At 38.4% G+C, this 19,131-nt stretch carries 19 protein-coding genes; 15 read left to right on the top strand and 4 right to left on the bottom strand.

Annotated elements, in window-relative coordinates:
- The first annotated feature begins 139 nt into the window (after positions 1 to 139).
- On the top strand, positions 140 to 910 hold the full coding sequence (locus tag I6J02_RS03225; protein ID WP_236582271.1) for a hypothetical protein: 771 nt from the start codon (positions 140 to 142) through the stop codon (positions 908 to 910).
- A 197-nt stretch (positions 911 to 1,107) separates the two neighbouring features.
- Here I6J02_RS03225 and I6J02_RS03220 read toward each other — a convergent pair whose 3' ends face one another.
- Together I6J02_RS03220 and I6J02_RS03215 are read right to left on the bottom strand one after the other, a co-directional pair.
- The gene (locus tag I6J02_RS03220) at positions 1,108 to 2,145 is read right to left on the bottom strand and encodes a hypothetical protein (RefSeq protein WP_201680408.1); all 1,038 of its coding nucleotides are present in this window, start codon (positions 2,143 to 2,145) and stop codon (positions 1,108 to 1,110) included.
- A gap of 234 nt (positions 2,146 to 2,379) precedes the next feature.
- Entirely contained in the window at positions 2,380 to 2,787 is a 408-nt protein-coding gene (locus I6J02_RS03215) for a hypothetical protein (protein WP_201680406.1), read from the bottom strand.
- Between the two features lie 214 nt (positions 2,788 to 3,001).
- On the opposite strand from I6J02_RS03215, the gene I6J02_RS03210 reads away from it, so the two are divergent.
- Together I6J02_RS03210 and I6J02_RS03205 are read left to right on the top strand one after the other, a co-directional pair.
- Positions 3,002 to 3,397, top strand: a complete 396-nt coding sequence (locus I6J02_RS03210) for a BlaI/MecI/CopY family transcriptional regulator (RefSeq protein ID WP_201680404.1) — start codon at positions 3,002 to 3,004, stop codon at positions 3,395 to 3,397.
- A complete protein-coding gene (locus tag I6J02_RS03205; protein ID WP_201680402.1) occupies positions 3,390 to 5,186 on the top strand; it encodes a M56 family metallopeptidase in 1,797 nt (598 codons plus the stop codon). The genes I6J02_RS03210 and I6J02_RS03205 overlap by 8 nt, the downstream gene beginning before the upstream one ends.
- A 104-nt stretch (positions 5,187 to 5,290) precedes the next feature.
- Here the strand turns inward: I6J02_RS03205 and I6J02_RS03200 are convergent, their stop codons facing one another.
- The gene (locus tag I6J02_RS03200; protein WP_002992870.1) at positions 5,291 to 5,791 is read right to left on the bottom strand and encodes a phosphomannose isomerase; all 501 of its coding nucleotides are present in this window, start codon (positions 5,789 to 5,791) and stop codon (positions 5,291 to 5,293) included.
- A gap of 121 nt (positions 5,792 to 5,912) precedes the next feature.
- Here I6J02_RS03200 and I6J02_RS03195 point away from each other — a divergent pair, with 121 nt between their 5' ends.
- From I6J02_RS03195 to atpG, 10 genes are all read left to right on the top strand, one after another.
- The gene (locus I6J02_RS03195; RefSeq protein ID WP_201680401.1) at positions 5,913 to 6,899 is read left to right on the top strand and encodes an imelysin family protein; all 987 of its coding nucleotides are present in this window, start codon (positions 5,913 to 5,915) and stop codon (positions 6,897 to 6,899) included.
- Between the two features lie 90 nt (positions 6,900 to 6,989).
- Positions 6,990 to 9,221: a helix-turn-helix domain-containing protein gene (locus I6J02_RS03190; RefSeq protein WP_201680399.1), complete on the top strand. Its 2,232-nt coding sequence runs from the start codon at positions 6,990 to 6,992 to the stop codon at positions 9,219 to 9,221.
- A gap of 73 nt (positions 9,222 to 9,294) precedes the next feature.
- A complete protein-coding gene (locus I6J02_RS03185; protein ID WP_201680397.1) occupies positions 9,295 to 9,513 on the top strand; it encodes an AtpZ/AtpI family protein in 219 nt (72 codons plus the stop codon).
- Complete coding sequence (locus I6J02_RS03180; protein ID WP_201680396.1) at positions 9,506 to 9,901, top strand: hypothetical protein; 396 nt, start codon at positions 9,506 to 9,508, stop codon at positions 9,899 to 9,901. Before I6J02_RS03185 ends, I6J02_RS03180 begins: the two co-directional genes overlap by 8 nt.
- 84 nt (positions 9,902 to 9,985) lie before the next feature.
- Positions 9,986 to 11,071 (top strand): F0F1 ATP synthase subunit A, encoded by a 1,086-nt coding sequence (gene atpB / locus I6J02_RS03175; RefSeq protein ID WP_201680394.1) that lies wholly within the window; start codon positions 9,986 to 9,988, stop codon positions 11,069 to 11,071.
- A gap of 38 nt (positions 11,072 to 11,109) precedes the next feature.
- On the top strand, positions 11,110 to 11,301 hold the full coding sequence (gene atpE / locus I6J02_RS03170; RefSeq protein ID WP_002992877.1) for an ATP synthase F0 subunit C: 192 nt from the start codon (positions 11,110 to 11,112) through the stop codon (positions 11,299 to 11,301).
- Between the two features lie 108 nt (positions 11,302 to 11,409).
- Positions 11,410 to 11,910, top strand: coding sequence for a F0F1 ATP synthase subunit B (locus I6J02_RS03165; protein ID WP_002992878.1), 501 nt, complete (start codon positions 11,410 to 11,412; stop codon positions 11,908 to 11,910).
- Between the two features lie 36 nt (positions 11,911 to 11,946).
- Positions 11,947 to 12,492 (top strand): ATP synthase F1 subunit delta, encoded by a 546-nt coding sequence (gene atpH, locus I6J02_RS03160; protein ID WP_201680393.1) that lies wholly within the window; start codon positions 11,947 to 11,949, stop codon positions 12,490 to 12,492.
- A gap of 51 nt (positions 12,493 to 12,543) precedes the next feature.
- Positions 12,544 to 14,118 carry a F0F1 ATP synthase subunit alpha gene (gene atpA, locus I6J02_RS03155; protein ID WP_003011810.1) on the top strand — a complete coding sequence of 525 codons (1,575 nt, stop codon included), beginning with the start codon at positions 12,544 to 12,546 and terminating at the stop codon, positions 14,116 to 14,118.
- A 79-nt stretch (positions 14,119 to 14,197) separates the two neighbouring features.
- Entirely contained in the window at positions 14,198 to 15,091 is an 894-nt protein-coding gene (atpG, locus tag I6J02_RS03150; RefSeq protein ID WP_201680391.1) for an ATP synthase F1 subunit gamma, read from the top strand.
- A gap of 80 nt (positions 15,092 to 15,171) precedes the next feature.
- On the opposite strand, the gene I6J02_RS03145 is transcribed toward atpG, so the two are convergent.
- Entirely contained in the window at positions 15,172 to 16,218 is a 1,047-nt protein-coding gene (locus tag I6J02_RS03145) for a 3-oxoacyl-ACP synthase III family protein (RefSeq protein WP_201680390.1), read from the bottom strand.
- A gap of 69 nt (positions 16,219 to 16,287) precedes the next feature.
- Between I6J02_RS03145 and I6J02_RS03140 the strand changes: the two genes are divergently transcribed.
- Positions 16,288 to 16,569: an ATP-dependent Clp protease adaptor ClpS gene (locus tag I6J02_RS03140; protein WP_003011815.1), complete on the top strand. Its 282-nt coding sequence runs from the start codon at positions 16,288 to 16,290 to the stop codon at positions 16,567 to 16,569.
- 109 nt (positions 16,570 to 16,678) lie between these two features.
- Positions 16,679 to 19,123, top strand: a complete 2,445-nt coding sequence (locus tag I6J02_RS03135) for an outer membrane beta-barrel family protein (RefSeq protein ID WP_201680389.1) — start codon at positions 16,679 to 16,681, stop codon at positions 19,121 to 19,123.
- The last annotated feature ends 8 nt before the right edge of the window (positions 19,124 to 19,131 follow it).

The raw sequence follows: 19,131 nt of genomic DNA, 5'->3' as shown, positions 1-19,131 counted from the left end.
AGAGATTGCTAACAGTATTTTTCGCTTTATCCTCTCTATATAAGTGTATTAGTTGTCTGTTACGGTAATAATTCCATAAATATTATAACTCTATTCGGTAATATCGTAACAGGAAAGAAAGTTAATGACGGACATTTGTATGATAAGAAATGAAATTATTAATATGAATACACATCCGCATAAAGATCCGGCGAAAGTAAAGATCGCTTTCGAACCCCAGATAATAGAAGCTGACAAACCCGCATTTTTTGTTCTATCAATTACCGAAGACGGTATCAATGTTCCTTTGGAAGTCGTTCATACGATGAAAATGCATCTGTTGGTCGTCAATGAAGAATTAACATGGTTTGATCATATTCATCCTGAAAAACAGGCCGATGGAACTTATTATGTCGCAGAGACTTTTCCATCGGCAGGGAAGTATATTTTTTTTATTGATTACAAACCTGTCGGTCTTCCTGCAAGCGTGAGTATGAAACTTGTTGGTGTTCAAGGCAGACGCCTTCATCAGGTTGTGGAGCAGAAGCCAAAGTTGGTGACAACAGTTGAAGGTTATACGATAACATTATTAAACGGAGAGAAGTTTAAAACGAATACAGCAATGAGTCTGCAATTTTCAATAGAAAAAGAAGGTAGAATGCTTACTGAAAAAGATATGGAGCCTTATCTTGGGGCAAATGCTCATATCGTAATGATTAGTCAGATAGATAAGGATTTCCTTCACATCCATCCCATGTCTGACGATCGCTTTCCTATATATGCAAAAACCGATATTAAAAAATCAGGTTTGTATAGAATGTGGGTACAATTCAAAATAGAAGGGAAGGTGCATACTGCTGATTTTACTGTATTGTCTTCAGAGGGTGATGAAGGTGTGGATAGCAACAATAGTCATTCGGCTCATCATTGATGTATTCCAATTTTGATATAAAAATCTAACAATTTTCTATTTTAATAAATCAAATCCGGTATAATTCATACCTGACATTGTGCCGGAAATAGTCCGGGCTGAATTTATATTCAGCCCGTCTGTTTATTACCCCGGATAATATATTTAAGCATACTGTTAAGAGGTTTAAAGTAATAAACGTAATTATACTTCTCATTTTAATGTTTATAATGTTCTAAATATGCTTCTTTGTAATTATATGGTTTTGCATTCGGATCCGGTACAAAATTTACCGATCGGCCACCATATCCGCCTCCATCTCCACTGTATTTTTGATTTTCAAAAGACGCAGGAAATTCAAAAGAGTTGATGAGTTCAGGATTCATTCTGATCTTTAATTCATCGCATTCCTCTTTGGTTATTTTTTTGAAGTTGTCGACAATAAACGAACAGTACATATCGTATACTATACTGGCATATTCCATAGGTGACATTGTCTCAGTGAATCCATTGTAACTACAGGAGATACTAATTTCTTTTAGCTTGCTTCCTCTCAGAGAGGGGCGAAACTTTATACTTTCGGTATCATACACAGAGCCGTAGAAAAATTTGTGACTTTTCTTTATCGGACCAGGAAACAAGGTAATATTAAGGCTGTTTTTCTGTAATAACTTTTTTGGAGCAAGAATATTAGTCTCTATAAATTCCCATACATACTCACTTATTCTATAATCAACTCTCGGTCTTTTAAACATAATTTCGGGTTTGTCAATACCATCATTCTCATCTGTATGACTCCAAAACCTTTTAACAGATATTGTCCTTTCCACATCTTCCTTAATACCGGAACTAACCGAAAGTTCTCTGATATACGTAGAAAAATGTTTTAATAGTAATCGGAAATCATCTTCGTTGTTACTGAACAGAACACAGGTTTCGCTGTCACTATCGCTTCCTGTTTCCCCAGTAAACTGAACCTTGTCCGTGATTAGTTTTTTAAGAGTAAAATCCTGCCAACCATAACCATCCGCAATATATTTTAACTGTTGCAAATTTTTATTGATATTCTCGAAGACTGTTTCCGAAGGTGAAAATTCTAAAGAATAATTTAACACTTCTTCTCCCTTCCGCAGGACAATTGAAATGTTAATTTCAAAAGGCTGATAATCGGAACATTCCCAGATGTCATCCTGTATTTTACTTTTGACGTCTTTAGGGATTTTTATTTTTTCGAGATGCAGATTGGATAAATTCATATTTAGAATTTGTTTTTATGTGTGCAGCTTATATTGGTGTTACTGCTATGAAATTCAACTCTCTAATATCAGAAATTAATAGCAGAGCTACAAGATGCAGAAGTGTTAAGAAAGATTATAAGAAAATCCTTTAACAGGGAGGTCTGTTCTGTAATATTACTTCCCATCTATAGTAAAAAAGCCAGTCCCAGGAATGGAACTGACTCTTTAAAATATATTAAAAATAGAAAATGGCTAGAAAATATATTCAATTGATCCTTTTAGACTATCTGCTGCAGATTTGAAGGATTCTGTTTTTACGACCTTTTCATCTACTTTGATTTCTAATATGATTTCTCCGTTTCCGGCAGAAGCGAAAGCTAATTTTGCCTTCTCGCCTGGTTTAGAAATTAATCTTGGAACAGATTTATGGAAAGGAACTTGTCCATTTGTTTGTACAGAGTCTTTTCCTGTACTGTCTGTAAAAGTCAACTTACCTGTCTTAATATCCTTGGATTTGGAAGTGATGCTGTAAGCAATTTTCACATTTTTGGGATAGGTGGATACATTGTTGTCGTCTTTATCACAAGAATACAATAAAGAAATACTTAATAATACTGTAAGAGCTGCTAAAATACCTGATTTGAAATTCATCTTTTTCATTTCTTTTTTGTTAAAAGTTTAAAATTAATTAGATGACTGCCGGCAAATCATTTTTCAATAATCTAAACGCAGAGGACTTGATTTTTGCTACAATAAGATTTTGGTAAGATAATATTGTATTATTTTTTAAAATTAATTATCTAATAATCAGGTGTTTGTGATTTAATTTTATTCTCGCTATTGTGTGATTAAAAATATGCTCTACATTTGTAGAATGAATTCTAATAACATAGAGACGAGTTTATCCAAAAAGGAAGAAGAGTTGATGGATTTTATCTGGCAATCGGGAAAACCATTTCTGAAAGATATCATCGAATGTTATCCTGACCCTAAGCCAGCTACGACAACGATTGCAACGTTGCTGAAGCGTTTGCAGGACAAGGGAGTGATTGATTATGAGATGTTTGGCAATTCGAGGAGATATTTTCCGTTAATTAAAAAGGATGCATATTTTTCAAATCAGATGAGCGGAATGATTAAGCAGTTTTTCAATGATTCAGCACTTCAGTTTGCCTCTTTTTTTACGACTTCATCCAACCTTAGTGATAAAGAGCTGGAAAGCTTAAGAAAAATAGTAGACCAAGAACTTAAAAAAAGAAAAGATGATTGATTTTGTTCTGAAATTCCTCGCGACCTCCACAATATTTATTGTGTTATATTTTGTGTTGCTGCAGTATGTGAAGTCTTTTAAAATCAACAGATGGTACCTGTTATCTTCTCTGATTTTGGCATTAATGATTCCTTTCTTTGTATTTGAAGTAGAGGAACCTGCGATGGGAATTCCATTGATAGAAGAAATGCCAGCAGTACAGTATGAGGCACCGATAGAGTCACAGGAAGATTTCGTTGAATCTGTCCAGTATGTTAATGCAGAGGCAGTTCCTCCTCCCGTAGACAATTCAAGACCGCTTATCTATGATGTTATTATAGGTGTAATGGCTCTTTATTTTATCGGGGCTGTGGTCATGGCTATTCGTTTCAATAGAAATCTAAGGAGATTATATCGTAAGATTGTCAATGCAGAACAAATAAGAGAAGACGAGGTAACGATTGTTTTGCTGGATGAACCAATATCTCCTTTCAGCTTTTTCAGATTTCTTTTTGTAAACAGAGATGAATACCGCAGTGGTCTGGAAAAGGATATTCTTCGCCATGAAATGGCCCATATCAGGCAAAATCACACCTGGGATGTCATATTTATAGAAACATTACTCGTTTTCTTCTGGTTCAATCCGGCCTTGTATTTTTACAGAAAAGCTATCCAGACAAATCATGAATTTTTAGCAGATGAGGCTGTAGTATCTACAGGAAACCATTTTAATTATTTGTCCTTACTAATTAATACCGTTTCTCAAAAACATATAACCACATTGGTGAGTCCGTTTAACCATTCATTAATTAAAAAGAGATTACTTATGATTACCCGTAAACCCTCACAGTTGAGATCCCATGCATTTCAATTGTTCAGCGTACTGATATTACTGGCAACAATTGCGATATTCAGCGAATGCACATATGCAAAAGCAGAAAACTCTTCTATTGCAGATAATACTTTTTCAGATACAAATCCAATTCCAGGAGTATCCCATGAAATATGTACAGATACTATCATTCAGAATGCTTTGCAAGGAGATACTATTGTGGATTCTCTGCATGCTTTGGATCCACTGGCTATAAAACCTGCAGCACCGTTAAATGTACAGACTCCTGTAAATCTTAATCTGAACTTTGACTCATTGGGTCTTTCAAAAGATCTGGCTTTTTTATCTTCTCCGGAATTTATAAACGGTATTGTTGATGTTGAAGGTTTAAGTAAAATAATCAGCGAGACTGTAGGATCAAAAGAGTTTACTGCTAATCTGCAGAAGTTAACAGATAAAGCCATAAAGGACTCTGATTATTACGATTCTCCTGAATTCAAAGCACATATTAAGAAAATAGAAAAGGATGCTGCTAAAATAGAGGCTTATTATAATTCCCGTAAGTTTAAATCAAATATTAAGAAAATAGAGAAAGATGCTGCCAAAATGGAAGCAAAATATAATTCCCCTGAATTTAAGGCACATATTAAGAAAATAGAGGATGATGCAGCCAAAATAGAGGCTTATTATAATTCTCCTGAATTCAAAGCAAAGATTGCAAAAATAGAGCGTGAAGCGGAGGAAAGTGCCCGTAAGGCTGAAGATGCAAGGATTAATTCCCCTGAGTTCAAAGCAAAGATTGCAAAAATAGAACGCGAGGCTGAGGAACGTGCCCGTAAAGCAGAAGAGGCGAGAATTAATTCACCTGAGTTCAAAGCAAAGATGGAGAAGATCGAACGTAATGCGGAGGAACAAGGCAGAAAAGAGGCAGAAAAGGCAAGAAAAGCTGCTGAAGCCAGAGCATTAAAAACCAACTAGATCATCAGATTATTATAGTTTCAATATACAAAAGACATTGTTTTATATGTTTATGTTGGCGCGAGGCTTAACGAGAAAGAGGGGAAAAATTCCCCTCTTTTCTTTTATCTTCCAAAGTCATCCTGTACCCGGACAATATCGTCCTCATCAGAAGGGTTGTCAATATCTGTATGTTGCCAGATTTCTGCCAATACACCATATTCGGATAATCCTACCAGACGGTGGCGTTCTCCCTGGCGAAGCTTAATGCTTTCACCTGTTGTAAGTTTTTTAAGTTCCTGCTCATCATCTGTATCACTTGTCACTACACCTACAGTACCTTTGATTACTCTCCAGATTTCTGCACGGCGATGGTGGTATTGCCATGAAAGACGTTTTTCCGGAGCAACGATCAGAATTTTAGGACTTAATTTACCGGAAATCTTAAGATCCTGTACATTCAGACCCTCAAAATATTCATCTGCAAACTGCTGTGCCTGATCTTCATTTATTACAAAAAAACCTCCCCATGGACGGGTCTGATCTTGTTTTTCGATGCCAAATCCTTTATCTGTAAGGATTTTCTCTATTTCACTGAATAATTCGGCTTTATCTACGTATTCCATTTTTATTGATTTACTTAAAAGGGTGAAGTTAGGATTTTTTTTAAAAATATGTATCAACTATTGTTACTTTCAATTCACAAATTAATATCTACCTTTGCGGACGTTTTTAGTAACTCAATTTATGAAAAACAGGTTTTTGGGCTTGGTGATACTACCAGTCCTGGTGAGTTGTTCCGCAGGTCAGGATAAAATTAACACACAGATTAAGATTATTGACAATATTGAATCCCATATCATTATTCCTACACATCAGCTTCTTTGTGAGCGTGTCAGTGATTTGCAGGGAGCGATCCAACGTATTGAAATCGGGAATGATATTTCCCTTTTGCAAGCAAGAGATGCCTGGGTAGAGACCCGTGAATTGTGGGAGCAGGCAGAAGGATATGCTATAGAAGAGAGTAAGATTGTACGCATCCGTCAGCGGATGGATGAAAGTACATATCCTTTATCCCAACAGCAGCCTGACCGGATCAATAAAGGTGAATTTCAGCAGATAGAATATATATTATGGGGTGCAGACGGGATGCGTATGGCTGCTGATCTGACAGAGACTGATCTGGCATCTTTACTTACTATTTCTGATAGTATGGTTGCGCAAACGAATCAATTGCTTGCGTTTGCAAAAGAAACAGCATGGACAAAGGCAAAGTTAAAAGCTAAAAATGAAGAACAACGTTCTCAAATCTGTCAGCAGCGTATGAAAGACTATGTAGGTGGTATGATAGGAGTGACACAGCAAATTTTAGATACTAAGATTACAGAACCTGATGCGCCGATATCCGCTGTTCAGATAGAAGAGCCCTATAGTGATAATACTAAATCTGATATCCTGAATAATATTATTGCTATCGAAAATCTGTATACAGGCAGATTGGATCTGCATAAAGGCGCTGGAATAGCGGCTGTTGTAGATCGTCAGGATAAAGTTCTGGATGAAACTTTACGTAAGTCCATAGAAGATTCCAAAAAAGCTATCAATGCATTGCCCGAATCCTACACTATGGCTCTGTCCAATGACAGAGATGCGGTACTGGTGGCTAAGGTAAAGCTGCAAACCCTTCAGGAATTGCTTAAAGACCGTTTATTGCCATTGGTCTCTCAGATCTGAGATAGACAGTTTTTATTTGTTATTTTTGTAAAAGATACCTTGTCATATGGTATCTTTTATTTTTTATGATTATTCCGATTATTTTTTCTCATGAGTGAATTACCTTTAGATAAACAAAATACAGCCTTTATGCAGGCCGTAGCTTTCGTCAATCAAACGAACCAAAATCTTTTCCTGACAGGAAAGGCTGGTACGGGAAAGACGACATTTCTACGGTATATCAACAAGCATTCGTATAAGAAGATGGCTATTACTGCGCCAACGGGAGTTGCGGCGATGAATGCCGGAGGTACGACGCTGCATGCGCTATTCTGGTTACCGTTCGGAGTATTTCTGGAGGATTATGAGATGAACTGGAGTGCAGAGGATAATAATATTTATAATAAAAGCCGTCTGTTCAGTACGATAAAACTTACCAAACAGAGAAGAGCTATTCTGCAGGAGCTGGAGCTGTTGGTGATTGACGAAGTGTCGATGGTGCGTAGTGACACCCTGGATGCCATAGATGTAATATTGAAGTCTGTGAGACGTGATCAGCGTCCTTTTGGTGGCGTGCAGGTACTGTTTATCGGGGACTTATACCAGTTGCCTCCGGTGGTCCGTGATTTTGAATGGTCGGTTTTGAGAGGTACGTATTCCAGTCCGTTCTTTTTTGATGCCAAAGTAATGCGTGAATATCCGCCTGTTATGCTGGAGCTTAATCATATTTACAGACAAAAGGATGATTCGTTTATTAATTTGCTGAATAATATCCGAAATAATCAGGTGTCCAAAGATGATCTGGAACAACTGAATGTGCATTATAAAGCTGATTTTGAGCCTGCTTCTTCTGATCAATATATTACACTGACTTCTCACAACCGGCTTGCTGATACGATCAATCAGGAGGAATTGGTGCGGCTGCCTGGTAAGATGCTCAATATAAAAGCTGTTATCAAGGATGAATTTCAGCAGGGATCGTATCCTACAGATGAGACACTGACTCTGAAAATAGGTGCGCAGGTCATGTTTATTAAAAATGATACAGGTGATGACCGTAAATATTTCAACGGAAAAATCGGTACTGTCAAAGAAATCAATCTGGATAAACAATACGTGGTGGTTTCATTCCCGGATGGCTCTGATGATGTAATGGTCAAAAGAGAAATATGGGAAAATATACGGTATAATTACGATAAGGGTCAGGACGAGATCAATTCTGAAGTACTGGGTACATTTTCTCAATATCCGTTGCGTCTGGCCTGGGCAATTACGATTCACAAGAGTCAGGGCCTGACATTTGAGAGAGCTATTATTGATGCAGGTACTTCATTTGCTGCGGGACAGGTATACGTTGCACTCAGCAGGCTGACAGGTCTGGAAGGTTTGATACTCAAATCTCCAATTCCTGCACATTCCATTCGTACAGATTTTCAGGTTGTATCGTTTATGCAACGTATGCTTCCGGAGGGAGAACTGCCGGCTGTTCTTGAACAGTGTCAGAAAAATTATCTTGGTCAGATATTACTTAACAGTTTTCGCTGGACTGCATTGATTGATGAGACTGTAGCGTTACAAACTTCTCTGGCCGACCGGAATATAGATGATAAAGCAGGAGCAGAACATTATTTTGTTCAGTTGGTGGCTGATCTGCGAAAACAAGAGAAAGTGGCGCATTCATTTATCAATCAACTCTATACGTTGCTTAGTGATAAGTCCAGTCTGGATTATACGCGTATATGCGAGCGTACAAAATCTGCCGTGCAATGGTTTCAGTCTAAAATTGATGATGAATTAATTAAACCCACGTTTGCACATATCAATGCCTGGAAAATCAAGAAAAGGACAAAGAAGTATATTGATGAACTGAGCAGTCTGCATCTTGATTATAAACGTAAACTTGATCAGCTGTTACATTGTCTTACGATTGCGGAGACGCTCATGAGTGACGGAAATATCGGAGAGGCTGTCACGCAGATGGAGAAATTTGAAAAATCCAAAGATGACCAGGTTAAGACGGCTACAGAAGACACAGAAACAAAAGACCTGACCAAATTAGATACAAAACAGATCACATTGGAAATGTATCAGGACGGACATTCTATAGAAGAGATAGCTCAGAAAAGAGGTATGGTTGCCGGAACAATATATGGTCATCTGATTCATTTTATAGGGGAGGGCGTCGAGGCACATGAGCTTATCGAACAGGATAAACTGGATTTAATCATTGAAGTAATCCGTAAACATCCGGATGCTTCAGCTTCCGAACTAAAGAGTATTTTAGGCCCTTCAATAGATTATCCTGATATCCGTATCGGACAAAAAGTGTTAAGTGTAGATTAAACAAAAATTATCACTTATATTTGCCGGGTAATATGACGGAATCTGAGGCATATTCCTGATCTAACACGTAATTATGGAAAAGAAAAGTGGTCCCAGCAAATGGATGATGTTTATTGCTATGCCTTCTCAGATGGGGATCACTGTTTACCTGTTTTACATGTTGGGTACCTGGCTGGACAAAAAATACGGTTGGGAGAATGAGGTAGCTATGAAGGTGTCCACATTTATAGGTGTAATTGTATCCATCTATTATTTTATAAAACAAGCAAATCGATTGAGTAAGAATGACTAAAAATATACGCTATTTTATACTGCTACTGATAGTTGGGTTTGTGTTGTATGGATTGCATTATGCCGTATTAAAAGGGTTGGATCTGCAGGATGTATGGCAGCAGACGGATTATAAGCTGTGGGGATTTTATCTTGTCGGTGGAATTTCTTCTTTGATCATGTTAATTGTTGTTATTATTATCCATAATATGATGCCCAATAGCGTAGGGTTTGTGTTTTTGGGATTACTTACCCTTAAGATGATTGTTTCATTTCTATATGTGAATAAAGGCTTAAATCAGCAGCCCGAAAACTTTATCGAATATAATTTTTTGGCTGTGTTTTTTCTTTTTATCGTGTATGATGTATTCATGGCGTATAAAGTTATGAATCAAGAGAATAAACAGTAATTTATATAAATAAAAAAAAGTTTCATTTAATCGCAAAAGATGATAAATAAAATCGTATTTTTGCGCAAAAATTAACGAGAAAACATGGAGAGTCTAAGGAGAACGCTTCTTATTTTTACAGCAGTATTATTCACATTCAACCCTTTCCTGGCGGGAGCTAGTGAAGGAGGAGATGAGCCAAAGTCGCAATCTGAAGAGATCAAAGAATACAGTGAGCACCATTTACAGGATGATTATTATTTTTCTTTGTTTACAGATAAAAAAGCGGATAAGGTATATGGTTTTCCACTTCCGGTTATCCTAATCGATAACGGATTAAAAGTTTTCTCTTCCGCTGCATTTGATCACGGTCATGCAGTAGTTGAAAAAGATGGTCAGTATTATAAACTTTTTCACAACAAGATCTACAAGACAGACGCTGCAGGAACATTGACGATGGATGAAAAACATCATCCGACCAATGCTAAACCTTTAGACTTTTCAATTACGAAAAATGTCGTAGGTCTGTTGTTAGCAACACTTCTGTTGTTCTGGGGATTTTTGAGTCTGGCTAAAACATACAAAAAAGGAGCAAATACACTTCCAAAAGGAGTAGGACGTGTGTTGGAGCCACTAGTATTATATGTACGTGATGAAATGGCTATGCCTAATATCGGTGCACGCTACAAAGAGTTTATGCCTTACCTGTTATCTGTGTTCTTCCTGATTTTTCTGTTGAACTTGTTGGGATTGACACCATTAGGTTTTAATGTGACGGGTAACATTACAGTAACATTATGTCTGGCCTTATTTACCTTCTTTATCATTCTTTTCAAAGCAAATAAAAACTACTGGAAGCATATTTTCTGGATGCCGGGTGTACCAGTTCCGTTTAAAATAGTTTTGGCACCTATCGAGTTACTGGGTATGTTTACCAAGCCATTCTCTCTGATGCTGCGTTTATTTGCAAATATTACTGCAGGACACTCTGTTGTAATGGGGTTGATTGCAATTGTTTATTTGTTTCAAACCCAACTGACGGTAGGAGGTAGTATTGGTGTCTCTATGTTACTGACACTTATTCTAATGCTTTTGGAGTTATTAGTCGCATTCCTTCAGGCATTTATTTTTACCATGTTGTCTTCACTGTTCATAGGTATGGCAGTAGAGGAACACCATGACCATCATTAATCAGAATTTTTTTTAAATTTTTATATAATTAAATTGTTATGATTCCAAATTTAGTAGGTGCAGGTTTAATCGTTATCGGTGCAGGTCTAGGACTAGGTAAAATCGGTGGTTCCGCAATGGAAGCTATCGCTCGTCAGCCAGAAGCAGCATCAAAAATTCAAACTGCAATGATCATCATTGGTGCCCTAGTAGAAGGTTTAGCATTCGGTGCTTTAATCTTAGGTAGATAATCCAATGTTACAGTACAAGCACCATTTGCAACGGTTGGTTGCAAGCGGTGCTTCTTCAGGTAAAAAAAGAAAAAATTAAAAAGAAATAATATTTTATAATATATACAAATGGAAGCATTAATTAATCAGTTTTCGTATGGTCTGTTTTTTTGGCAACTGATCATATTATTAATAGTAATCTTTATCTTAGGTAAATTTGCTTGGAAACCTATTGTTAATGCTCTGGATGAGCGTGAGACAGGTATTTCTAACGCATTAGCAGCTGCTGAGAAGGCAAAACTGGAAATGACTCGTTTGACAAATGAAAACGAGCAGTTATTGAAAGAAGCGCGTGCTGAGCGTGATCTGATTCTGAAAGAAGCAAAAGAACTTAAAGAAAAGATCGTTATTGAAGCCAGAGATCAGGCACATGCGGAAGGTAAGAGATTAATCGCACAAGCTAAACAGGAAATCGATACGCAAAAAACTAAAGCTCTGGCTGAAGTGAAAGCACAGGTTTCTGAACTGTCTATTGAGATCGCTCGCAAAGTGTTAAGCAAAGAATTTGAAGACCAGGGTAAACAGCAGGCATTAGTTGCTGATTTGCTTAAGGATGTTAAATTGAACTAATCATTCATTCAGGTTTTCAAATTATAATTTATAACTATGTCAGTATTTAAAGTAGCATCTAGATATGCAAAGTCGTTGATCGACTTGTCGCAGGAACAGGGTCAACTGGAGGAAGTGAAATCCAATATAGATCAATTTGTATCTGTGTTGAAGGAAAATTCTAGCTTGCGTGCTGTCTTAGCAAATCCGATTATTACCTGGGATAAGAAATATGCCATCCTTGAACAAATCTTTAAGGATAAATTCGGTGCTTCCGTACTGGCATTTTTCAGAATCATGATCTTCAAAGGCCGTGGTGAAATCCTTTATAATACAGCACAGGAATTTTTACGTGAATACAATACAATCAAAGGTATTGTAGAAGCGACTGTTATTTCGGCGGCACCTCTTTCAGCAGAGAATCTGGATGCATTGAAAAAAGTGATTACAGAAGAGCTAAATGCACAGGTCTTGCTGACAAATAAAGTTGATGCTTCCCTTATCGGAGGTTTCATCGTAAAAGTAGGTGATAAGCAGATCGATACCAGTATCGCACGTAAACTGGATGATTTAGAAAGATATTTAACTGCTCAGTCGGTATAACGATTGAACTTGATAATAAAACAAAAATAAAAACCCCTTATAAAAATTACAATGATAGAGGTAAGACCAGATGAAGTTTCGGCAATCTTGAGAGAACAATTGTCAGGCTTTAAATCAGAAGCCGAACTCGAAGAAGTGGGTACAGTCCTTACAATAGGTGACGGTATCGCTCGAATCTACGGCTTAACTAAAGTACAGTCAGGAGAGTTGGTAGAGTTTGATAACGGATTACAAGGTATCGTGATGAACCTGGAAGAAGACAACGTAGGTGTTGTACTTTTGGGCTCTTCGGAAGATGTGAAAGAAGGAGATACTGTAAAACGTACCGATCGTATTGCATCCATTCAGGTGGGTGAAGGACTTTTGGGTCGTGTTGTAAATACGTTAGGTCAGCCTATTGATGGTAAGGGACCTGTTGTAGGTGAGACATACGAAATGCCTATCGAGCGTAAAGCTCCGGGTGTTATCTACCGTCAGCCCGTAACGGAGCCATTACAGACAGGTATCAAAGCTATTGATGCGATGATTCCTATTGGTCGTGGTCAGCGTGAGTTGGTTATCGGTGACCGTCAGACAGGTAAAACTGCTGTATGTATCGATACCATCCTTAACCAAAAAGAATTTTACGATGCAGGTCAGCCTGTATTTTGTATCTATGTAGCTGTAGGTCAGAAAAACTCCACTGTAGCGAACATCGTTCGTGTACTGGAAGAAAGAGGCGCTATGGCTTATACTGTTATTGTCAATGCTTCTGCGGCAGACCCTGCTCCAATGCAGTTCTACGCACCAATGGCCGGAGCTGCGATCGGAGAGTTTTTCCGTGATACAGGTCGTCCAGCATTGATCGTATATGATGATTTATCTAAACAAGCGGTAGCTTACCGTGAAGTATCTTTATTACTTCGTCGTCCACCGGGCCGTGAGGCTTACCCTGGAGACGTTTTCTATCTTCACTCCCGTTTGTTAGAGCGTGCTGCAAAAATCAACTCTTCGGATGAGATCGCTCGCAATATGAATGACCTTCCGGCTTCTATCAAGCATTTGGTAAAAGGTGGTGGTTCACTGACAGCTCTTCCTATTATCGAGACTCAGGCAGGTGACGTATCCGCATATATCCCTACCAACGTAATCTCGATCACCGATGGACAGATCTTCCTGGAGTCTAACTTATTCAATGCTGGTATCCGTCCGGCTATCAACGTAGGTATCTCGGTATCACGTGTTGGTGGTAACGCACAGATTAAATCCATGAAAAAAGTTTCGGGTACTCTAAAGTTAGATCAGGCTCAATACCGCGAGCTGGAGGCTTTTGCTAAATTCGGTTCGGACTTAGATGCAGCTACTAAAGCAGTAATTGATAAAGGTGTACGTAACGTTGAAATTTTGAAACAAGGTCAATTCTCTCCAGTACCTGTTGAAAAACAAGTAGCGATTATCTATGCTGGTACAAAAGGTCTTTTCCGTAGCGTCCCTGTAAATAAGGTTCGTGCTTTTGAAGAAGATTACTTGACTCAATTGGAACAACGTCATCCGGAAGTATTAGCAGCTTTGAAAGCTGGTAAATTCTCAGATGAATTGACTGATGTGTTAGAAAAAGTTGCTAAAGAATTAGCATCACAATATTAATAAGATATGAGTAACGAGTATTGAGTATAGAGCCTTATACTCAATACGCAATACTCAGTACTCAAATCTCAATTATAGTATGGCAAATTTAAAAGAAGTAAGAAACCGTATTACGTCGGTATCATCGACGCAGCAGATCACAAAGGCCATGAAAATGGTGTCAGCCGCTAAATTAAAGCGTGCTACCAACGCTATTGTGCAGCTACGTCCATATGCTACCAAACTAAGAGATATTCTGGCAGATGTATCTGCGAGTGTAGAGGGAAATGATTCTCCTTTTACAAAAGATCGGGAGCCGAATAAAGTGCTTTTGATTGTCGTATCATCTAACAGAGGACTTGCAGGTGCTTTCAATGCGAATGTGATTAAAGCAACTAATAATCTTGTTGCTTCGAAATATGCTGAACAGCTGAGAAAAGGTAATGTAAGTATTATCGCTATCGGTAAAAAAGGAAATGACTTTTACGCTAAGCGTGATGCTTATCATGTGATTGCTAATCACAGTGATCTGTTCGCTGACTTAAACTTTGAAAATACCTCAAAGATCACTGAGTTTGTAATGGAGCAATTCAAATTGGGAAACTTTGATCGTGTAGAAGTAATATACAATCAGTTTCGTAATGCTGCAGTACAAGTACTTACTGCAGAGCAGATTCTACCTTTGTTACCAAGTGAAGACAGTAAACCTGAAGATAAACAACCGAAAGAAGTCGATTACATTATCGAACCTTCTAAGGAAAAGATTATTGAGGAACTGATCCCTAAAGCGATCAAGACTCAGCTTTATAAAGCGATTCTGGATTCCCATGCTTCTGAACACGGAGCACGTATGACAGCTATGGATAAAGCAACAGAAAATGCCGGAGATCTTTTGAAAGCATTGAAATTGTCTTACAACCAGGCACGCCAGGCTGCTATTACAACAGAGCTTACAGAGATCGTTTCAGGTGCTGCTGCACTATCTAACGGATAAACGTAATTTTTATATAAGGAAAAAGGGGAAATCGATAGATTTCCCCTTTTTGTTTTACTAAAGATAGTCTCGTTCAGGTCTTACCATCTGATCAATGCAGATCCCCAGGTAAATCCCGCTCCGAATGCAGCAAGGCAAACCAGATCCCCTTCTTTGATCTTTCCCTCTTCCCAGGCTTCACACAAAGCAATAGGGACGGAAGCGGCAGTCGTATTTCCATATTTTTGAATATTATTAAATACCTGGTCATCTCTAAGTCCAAGTGTTTTCTGTACATATTGAGAAATTCTCAGATTCGCCTGATGAGGTATGAGCATATCAATGTCAGTAGAAGTAAGGTTGTTTTTTGCGAGTGCTTCTCCAATAACTTCGGGGAATTTGACCACTGCTTTTTTGAATACAGCCTGTCCGTCCATATATGCGGAAGTTGATCCGTCTTCCAGCATTTCTTTTGTCATATAGAGTCCGCCGAGTTCCTGATCCGGCCATTGCGGAGGGTTCTCCAGCCAGATGCCCGCAGAAGCTCCGGGATAATACATCGCCAGTTTCTCTGCATCTGCTCCGTCAGAGTGAAGATGAGTGCTGAGAATACCTTTTCCGGCTTCCTGTGTAGGCTGTAGTACTACAGCTCCTGCACCGTCTCCAAAGATAACAGATACCGAACGGCTTCTCGTCGCAAAATCCATAGCAAAGGACTGTTTCTCAGAGCCGACAACGAGAATATTTTTGTACATGCCGGTTTTGATAAACTGATCTGCTACTGATATGGCATAGATGAAACCCGAACACTGATTTCGAATATCAAGTGCGCCTATTTCTTTCATGCCCATTTCGCGTTGCAGCAGCACGCCACATCCCGGAAAGTAATAATCAGGAGACAAGGTCGCAAAAATCACAAAATCAATTTCCTCAGCAGTTGTATTTGCCCGCTCAATAGCGATTTTAGAAGCTTCTATAGCCATCGTGGTTGTAGTTTCCCCCAACCGGTCAGCATAACGACGTTCCTTGATTCCGGTACGTTCCTGGATCCACTCATCACTGGTATCCATAAAACGGGTGAGATCGTTATTGGTATATACATTTTTTGGGACGTAATAGCCTATCCCGGCAATTTTGGATTGAAACATATTTCTTTATCTTACAATTTTAAGAACTTCAAAATTACACAATTTTTGAAAATTACTTACTTTTGTATCATGAGTGTACAGACACAAGAGGAAACCTATTCATTAGAGGAGATTTTAGCAGCAGCGAAAAGCTCTAACAGACTTATTCTGTGGAATGATGAAACCAATACTTTTGACCATGTGATTGAATGTTTGATGAAACATCTTCAATATACCGAAAAACAGGCTGAACAGATCGCCTGGAAGGTACATACTGAAGGTAAATGTGCTATTCTGGAAGGATCATTTACAGAAATGGAAGTGTACAGAAAAATCCTAAAATCAGAAGGACTTACGGTTTCTGTTGAATAAACTTTGCCTGTACCGGTGACTGCGAATCCTTCGTAATAATGCGGTTACGAATAAGCGATTGCAAGTAAAAAGAAGCATTTTTGCTTTTCCATTTGTAATCATATACAGCATGTCACCGAAAATTTTACTTTATTTTGTATTTACGCTACTACCCATTTTATCATTTGGACAAAATGTTCAGATCAAAGCCATCGTTGTTGATGAAAAGTCAAACGAACCTATTTTAGGTGCCAGTGCTGCGCTTCTGAAACAATCTTCTCAGGCATATGTAAAAGGACAGCAGTCTGATATTAAAGGTCAACTTCTTTTTCAGGATGTAGATGCGGGTGTGTATACGCTCCGTATTTCTTATATGGGATATACCAACCTTATCCAGGAAAATATCGTCGTACAGGCAAATAAAAATGTAGATCTCGGCACCTTGTCAATGCTGGAAGACGGAAAGATGCTGGGAGAAGTACTGGTTGAGGGAAAAGTTCCGGCTATGGAAATCGGTATAGACCGTAAAGTCTTTAATGTAGGCCAAAGTCTCGTCAGCGTTGGTGGTACAGCTACAGATCTGCTGGCTAATGTACCGACACTGCAGGTTGATATGGATGGTACAGTGAGTTTACGCGGATCCAGCAGTGTACGTATTCTGATTGACGGGAAGGAATCGGCAATGGCAGGAAGCGATATTACAAGCCTGTTGCAATCTCTGCCTGCTAATGCGATCGAAAAAGTAGAGGTCATCACGAATCCATCTTCAAAATACGATGCCGAAGGTCAATCGGGGATCATCAATATTGTTTTGAAAAAGAATGTCAGAACCGGACTCAACGGTACTGTAAATGCTTCTGCGGGTTCCTATAATAACTATATGGCAGGAGCAAGTCTCAATTATAAAGATGAAAAATTCAATTATAGCGGAAGTTATAACTTCAATCGCCGTAATATGGTAGGAGGAGGCCTTACCAATAATACTTATCTCAATAATAATAGCCAGATTAATAATACAGAAGATTCTGAAAGAAAAGGAATCAATAATATGGTAAAATTAGGCGTGGAATATTCACCAAATGCAAAAACTACCATCGGAATTTCCGGAAATCTGAGTATTCGGGATAATGATCGTCGTAATGATTTGAATTATAATTATTTCAATCACCCCGAATTATCCGGTACAAGCTTTAGAGGATCGCGTCAGAAAGAAGATGATCTTGGGTATGATCTGAATCTGGATTTTAGCAGAAAATTTGCAAGAGAAGGAGAGGAACTGACTGCGAATTTTATGTATGGGAGAGATACGGAAGACGGAACAAATGATTTCAATCAGACTTATTCATCAGGACTTCCAGCCACAAGCAGATTGAATAAAACTTCTGAAGACGGGAAAAATATGAATATTCAGGTCGATTATACACTTCCCTTTTCAAAAGACAGTAAATTAGAAACTGGATATAAATCTATTATTCGAAAATCAGCTGACACACAGTTTTCCGATACGCTGGACAACGTGTCCGGTAATTATTTCCCGGATTATGATATCAGTAATGATTTTGATCTGACTAATTCTGTCCATGCCTTGTACGTAAATTATCAGAACAAACTGACGGATAAGATTTCATATCAGATCGGATTACGCGGAGAACAAACGTACCTGACTTCTACTTACTTCAAGAAAGATCCTTCATTACCGGCAAATGAGATAGAAACAGTTGCTAAACAGGACTATTTCAGATTGTATCCTACAGCGTTTCTTACTTATGCTTTAGGAGAGAAAGGAGATAAGATTCAATTTAGTTATTCGAGACGTGTACAACGTCCGCGCGGCTGGCAGGTGAATCCATTTGAGGATGTTTCCGATGATATGAATCGTCGTCAGGGAAATCCTAACTTATTGCCGGAAGATATCCATTCTTTTGAAATGAGTTATGCTAAATTCTATGATAAATGGAATATTCTGGCTACCGGATATTACCGTCGTATGAAAGATGTAATGCAGCCGTATATTTATGAGGTGGATACACTCTCCAGTGTGACCAGAAGCCGCTGGGAAAATCTGACGAATTCCAGTGTAGCTGGTTTGGAGCTTATTTCTAAAGTGAACGCAACCAGTTGGCTGGACTTTACAGTTAACGGGAATATGTTTTATAACCGCATTGATGGTAACGCTGACTTTGGGATTAAAGAGAGTGATGGAATCAACTGGAATGCCAACCTGACCTCTAATGTGAAGATACTTCCTTCCTTATCCGGTCAGCTTCGCGCAGATTACAATGCCCCAAGATTACTTGCACAAGGTAAAACAAAAGCTATGACAGGAATAGATGTAGGTCTGAAGCAGGAGGTGTTAAACAAAAAGGGAAGTATTATGTTTAATGTAAGGGACTTATTAAACACCCGTAAATTCGGAGGATATATCAATACAGCTCAGGTTAATTCATCATTTGAACGCCGTTGGATGAAACGCATGTTTATGCTTTCTTTCTCATACAGATTCGGAGCACAGGATTTCGGAAAGAAAAAGCGTCCTGAGAATTCTATAGATATGGAGGGGGGTGAGCAGTTCTAGAAATGATG

It is taken from the genome of Sphingobacterium spiritivorum (assembly GCF_016725325.1).
GTDB lineage: Bacteria > Bacteroidota > Bacteroidia > Sphingobacteriales > Sphingobacteriaceae > Sphingobacterium.
Note: the sequence above shows the minus strand (reverse complement) of the source record. Positions and strands in the feature narration are given on the sequence as shown.